This is a genomic window from Gammaproteobacteria bacterium (assembly GCA_003696665.1).
Taxonomy (GTDB): domain Bacteria; phylum Pseudomonadota; class Gammaproteobacteria; order Enterobacterales.
The window spans coordinates 1-5,605 of record RFGJ01000368.1; the positions used below are offsets into that span (position 1 = coordinate 1).

The 5,605-nt window shown below is 49.3% G+C and carries 6 protein-coding genes; all 6 read right to left on the reverse strand.

The genetic code is table 11. The features are described from left to right. Positions 1 to 17 precede the first annotated feature (17 nt). From D6694_09530 to D6694_09555, 6 genes are read right to left on the reverse strand one after another with little or no spacing between them, the layout of a single operon-like run. On the reverse strand, positions 18 to 989 hold the full coding sequence (locus tag D6694_09530) for an ATP-binding cassette domain-containing protein (protein RMH40949.1): 972 nt from the start codon (positions 987 to 989) through the stop codon (positions 18 to 20). Further along, a complete protein-coding gene (locus D6694_09535; protein RMH40950.1) occupies positions 986 to 1,969 on the reverse strand; it encodes an ABC transporter ATP-binding protein in 984 nt (327 codons plus the stop codon). Before D6694_09535 ends, D6694_09530 begins: the two co-directional genes overlap by 4 nt. 3 nt (positions 1,970 to 1,972) lie before the next feature. Then, complete coding sequence (locus D6694_09540; GenBank protein ID RMH40951.1) at positions 1,973 to 2,413, reverse strand: ABC transporter permease subunit; 441 nt, start codon at positions 2,411 to 2,413, stop codon at positions 1,973 to 1,975. A 33-nt stretch (positions 2,414 to 2,446) separates the two neighbouring features. Continuing rightward, on the reverse strand, positions 2,447 to 2,866 hold the full coding sequence (locus D6694_09545) for a hypothetical protein (GenBank protein RMH40952.1): 420 nt from the start codon (positions 2,864 to 2,866) through the stop codon (positions 2,447 to 2,449). Next, the gene (locus D6694_09550; protein ID RMH40953.1) at positions 2,863 to 3,801 is read right to left on the reverse strand and encodes an ABC transporter permease; all 939 of its coding nucleotides are present in this window, start codon (positions 3,799 to 3,801) and stop codon (positions 2,863 to 2,865) included. Before D6694_09550 ends, D6694_09545 begins: the two co-directional genes overlap by 4 nt. Continuing rightward, a complete protein-coding gene (locus D6694_09555) occupies positions 3,798 to 5,411 on the reverse strand; it encodes an ABC transporter substrate-binding protein (protein ID RMH40954.1) in 1,614 nt (537 codons plus the stop codon). The genes D6694_09550 and D6694_09555 overlap by 4 nt, the downstream gene beginning before the upstream one ends. Between the last annotated feature and the right edge of the window lie 194 nt (positions 5,412 to 5,605).

Consider the following 5,605-nt stretch of genomic DNA (forward strand, 5'->3'; position numbering starts at 1 on the left):
AATTGTAGCATAGCTATTTATTGATCAGGATTGACCAGATCGTTCTCAAGCTCTTGGGCATAATGGCAATGAACCCATTGTTGATCTAAGTGCATTTCACGCGGTCGTTCCGCTCCGCATTTTGGTGTGGCGATGGGGCAACAATTGACATAGACACAAGCGTTTTCGGAGGCCGTGTCAGGGTTAGCTGCCATGACCGGAGAGTGGCGGCGCCACTGCGATTGTTCTATGTCTGGGCGAGTAGCAAGTTCAAGGATAAAGCGGGTATATGGATGCACTGGGTGTGCAAAGACAGCATCGACGGCGCCTTGTTCGACGACTACACCTTGGTACATCACGAGCACCTTATGCGCGATTTGATACACCGTCTGTAGGTTGTGGCTCACAATAAGAAAAGAAACATTGGTTTCTCTTTGTAGCTTGAGCAACAGATTCAGTATCTGAGCTTGAATGGACACATCGAGTGCAGAGAGTGGTTCGTCAGCCACAACGATATCTGGTTTTGTCAGCAGTGCACGTGCAATGGCAAGGCGTTGAATTTGGCCGCCGGACAACATGTGTGGGTAAAAATGGGCAACTTCTTGATCCAGGCCCACTTGCTGAAGTGCGTCCTTAACGCGTTCGTTCGCCTGGTTGGCATTTAATTTCAACAAGTGAATGAGCGGTAAGCGCAATGTTTCACCTACCGGTACGGCTGGACTGAAACTTGAACGTGGATCTTGGGCGATATAGCGAATTTTTTGCCTCAAAAGACCAATGGGATAGCTAAAAATGTCTTTCGAATTGAGTAGTATCTGGCCCTCATCTGGCCGGACAAGTCCTGTTATGATGCGGGCCAAAGTCGATTTTCCACTGCCGGTGTCCCCGACAATGGCCAGGGTTTCGCCCGCTGACAATTGAAAGCTGACTTTGTTCACGGCTCGGATGAGCCTATCTTTGATTTGAAATGTTTTGGACAGACTTGCTGCATTTAACAAAGGTGCATTCATGGTCGGTACTCAATCGGAAAATGACAGCGATAGCTGCGTTCACCCTCTACCGTATAAGTCGGCATTTGGCTGCAGGGACGTCCAGCTCGATGACAGCGTGGGCCTAGGGGACAGCCAGGCGGCAATTGCGTCAATGCAGGGATGGTTCCGGGGAGGGTTGGAACTTCTTGTAATCGATAAGATTTGTCAAACGAACGTTGACTGCTGTTCACCAGCGCCCTTGTATAAGGATGATAGGGGTGCTCAATGATCTCGTTTGTTGGCCCCTCTTCGACTAGATGCCCGCAATACATCACATACGTGATGTCGGTTAGTTTTTTTAGCAGTCCGAAGTCATGCGTAATGATGAGCATGGTAGTGTCGAGCCGACGATGAATGGTTTGCAGCAAATTGAGCATTTGTCGCTCAAGCATCATGTCGAGATTAGTGGTGGCTTCGTCGGCGATAAGGAGTTGCGGTTCCATGGCGATAGCGTTGGCGATAGCAACACGCTGGGCAGTTCCTTCTGTCAATTGGCGGGGAAAGGCTTTCAGTAAACTTTCATCATGGGGCAATCCCACATCATCGAGCAGGGCGTGACTTTTCTCTTTTAGTTGCTGGGCAGTCATCTTTGGGTGTTTCGCCTGAATGTGTTCATAAAATTGTTCGCCAATGGTTTTCAAAGGGTCAAGACTTTGAATGGGATCCTGAAAAATAAGGGCAGCATGCTTGCGAATCTCATCAACTTGCAGGCTGCCGTCGGCATTGATCAGTGAACGTCCTTTCCACTGGAAAAAGTCGACATTGACATTGGAGTGTTCAGGTAATAATCCGAGCACTGCGGCAGCCAAGACACTTTTCCCGGAGCCAGATTCCCCAATCAGCCCATGGATTCCCCCCTGCTTCAGACGAAAGACGACATCGTTGACGGGTTTTGACTCACCGTCAAGTGTCGGGAAGGAAACATTGAGTCCTCGCACATCTAATAACCATTGCGACATGGTTTAACCTCTTTGCCTTTCGATGGCACGCCGCACGCCACTGCCGACAAGATGAATGGCAAGTAGCGCGATGGCGAGCACAATGCCGGGCAGCCACACAAGCCATGGTGCTTGATACGCAAAGTTCTGTCCCGTGCCCAACATACTACCCCATTCCGGGAAATCGGATTGCGACAGAAATCCAAAAAATCCCAGCGTTGCCACATCAATGATAGAAAGTGTTGTCATGCGGGTACTTTCACTGACTACGGCTGGCAAGGCTGTTGGCAACACTTGACTAAAAATGAGCCGCATTGTCGGAGTACCGTCCATTTTCGCTGCAATCGCATAGGGGGCCTTCATTTGTTTGCGTATTTCTTGATGAAACACACGAAAAAATATCGGGGTGTAAGCGACTAAAAGTGCGACAAGCGCACTGCGCAAACCAAAACCTGTGAGCATCATGCTGATCAGTGCTAAGACCAGAGGTGGGATCGACTATAACGAATTGATGATGAAATCGGTGATCGCCGTCGCGACACGCCCCAGACGAATCACGAGGAAAGTGGCGATACTACCGAGCAAAAAAGCCCCCATAATGGCGGTTGCCGCCAGTCCCAAAGTCACCCGACCGCCAAGCAAAATACGCGAAAACTGATCTCGACCAAGTTCATCTGTTCCCAACAAATGCCTTAATTCACCATGTGGCTCCCAAGCTGGCGGGAGTAAGACCTGTTCTGGAAACTGTTTGAGCGGAGAATAGGGCGCCAGAAATGGTGAGAGCAGGATGAAAGTGAGGATAAGAGACAACAGCAACAAACCGAACATCGCTTGATTGTCACGCTTGAACCATTGCCAAACTTCATTGGCAGGTGAGCGGACTTCGATTTCCCCGTATTTGTTGATGTAAGTGCTCATAAACGCCGCCGTTCAGGATCCCAAAAATGTTGTAACAGTTCGGTGATGGAATTGAGTACAAGGACAAATATTCCGAACAAAATGATGAGTCCTGGTATTGTCTGAGTCTCTTGTTTCTTGACCAGTTCAACCAACCATGAGCCGACACCCGGCCACAGGAATAGTGTCTCGACAATAATCAAATTTGACACCAATAACGCGAATTGAACTCGCAACCCCTTTAACACTGGGAACATTGCATTTGGCAATAGATGCCCCCAGATCAATTGACGTTGCGTGATACCCCGAGCCTTGGCCACCAAAATAAACGGCATCTGGCTGATGCGCTCCATTTGTGCCCCGAATTCTTGAAGCAAATAAGCTGTTGGTGCCAGCGCCATTACAGAAACCGGGAGCACGAGGTGGGTGATGGCATCCCAGATGATTTCCCATTTATGTTCTGGATGAGAAAGTATGGCATCAATCAGGGCAACACCTGTGACGGATGGCACCTCATACACCCATGAAAGTTCACCACCCAAGGGTAGCCAACCAGCTTGCGTGGCAGCGGTCATCAACAAAATTTGGCCTATCCAGAATACAGGCAAAGACATCAGAATACCGGTAATCAATTCAGCATGGCGACGTCGTTGTTGATATTTCTGGGCGGCAAATGTCACGGCTAAAGGCAGTCCAATTGCCCAAGCCACCATCGTGGCCAAGACCAGTAGAATCAAGCTAGATGGTAGTCGCTCAAGAAATTCCGAAAGTAACGGTCGGCCGTCAAGTGTGTAGCCAAGGTGACCGGACAGCACTTCGCGTAGAAATTGCCAAGCTCGACCAAATATGCTCTCGTCGTCGGTGTGCTGCAGATTTTCGTGGACGAAGAAAGCCACCACGATCAAGCCTGCGAGCAAAGCCAATCGTTGCAAGAAAGCTTTTGGCAGTTGACTCATGGCTTTTTCCGCGTCCTCGTAATTTTCTTAAATAGAATCCGACCAGAGGCAGAATGACGAATGCCTTTTATGCTGGCTTGATGTGCCACATAACGATTGGCACTGACCAGGGGGTACCACGGCAAGTCTTGCACAAACAGCCGCTGTGCCTCAACAAGGTAGCGCTGTCGTTCCTCATGGACAGTTGTTTGACGGGCTTTTATCAACAGTCTGTCAAAATCAGGATGACACCATAATGCTCGATTGGTGCCACTCGTTCGACCATCACAACTGGCGATGGGATACAAAAAGTCCACAGGGTCCATGTTGTCTGCTCGCCAACCCATGATAACAGTGTCGTATTGACCAAGATTGAGATGGCGAAGCAACGCGGTCCATGGCAGCGCCTTGATTTTGGCTTTCACCCCAATTTTTGAGAGATCATAACGAATCAGTTGAGCGGTTTGCAGCGGGTTTGGGTTATAGGAGCGCTGTACATCCGGTACCACGATCTCGAATTCGCGGCTGAAATCCCATCCAGACGCCCTGAGAAGCGTTTTGGCACCAACAGGGTCAAGCGTGATATCGACAACCGGCGCAAAACCAAAAAAGTTTTCTGGCAACAGACCACGAGCCACCTGACCCGTACCGTTGTAGACAATATCGACCAGCCGTTGTCTGTCAACCGCCATCGCAAGCGCTTTGCGTATTCTTGGGTCTGAAAACCGCGGCTTTAGCACATTAAATGCCCAGTATGAAATGCTGTTGTCCGAAAATTCAGACACTTTAATTTGCGGTGTTTTTTTCAGGGTCAGCAATTGTCTTGGCTGAGGCTGCGACATCAGATCGCATTCGCCTGTCATGAGCCGACCCAAGCGCACAGCGGGGGATGGGCTTACGGCAAAGACCAACTTCTGAAAATAGGGTGGATCTCCCCAGTAGCGTTCAAACCTTTGATACCGTAGGTAAAACCCCGATTTGTGGCTCGTCATTCTAAATGGGCCCGTGCCAATGGGTTGGTCATCAAACAGGCGACGGTTGCGCATCCGAAAGTCCGCATATTCAGCGGACTGGATGATAGCAAAATCCATGCTTAACAGGGTGAGAAAGTTAGGCAACGGTTTTTCAAGAACGAATTCAACAGTATAAGGGTCAATTTGGACAATATCTTTAAGCACCTGATGGAGCCGATTGGTGTGAAAATAAGGATAATCGGCTGAACCAACATTGTGAAAAGGATGTTGGGAGTCGAGCTGACGCTGAAAACTGAAGACAACGTCTTGTGCGTTCAATGAGCGAGAAGGTTGGAACCCCCAACCGTGATGAAACTGAACATTTTTTCGAAGATGAAAAGTGTAGTGTTTTTGATCTGGTGAAATCGACCAGTGGGTGGCCAGCTTCGGCCGGAAACGTCCGCTTGTTTGATCGTACGAGATCAGCGTTTCATAAATGATGTCAACTGTGGCATCAAATGACAGGCTGCCGGTGGCTTGCTGTGGGTTGAGCGTTGCTGGCGAACCCTCAAAGCAATAAACCAACGTCTTCGTGCGCAGTGTGTTGCTGTTCGGCTGGCACCCGAGCAAGACAACGGTAGACAGTACGACAGCAGCGAGTAATCGACAAGGTTTCATAGCATATGGACGAGGAATCCAGCCGAGACCTGAACAGATGAGCACAGTATAACTTGGCTTCCCGCAGGATGCACTGGCTGTCTTTTCATTTGTCCGATTGAAGAATCTTGTACTTTCTTATGTAGCCACGCAACTGATCATAGGTCAGTGAAAGCAATTCGGCGGCCTTTTTCTGGTTGTATTGCGCGGCTGCC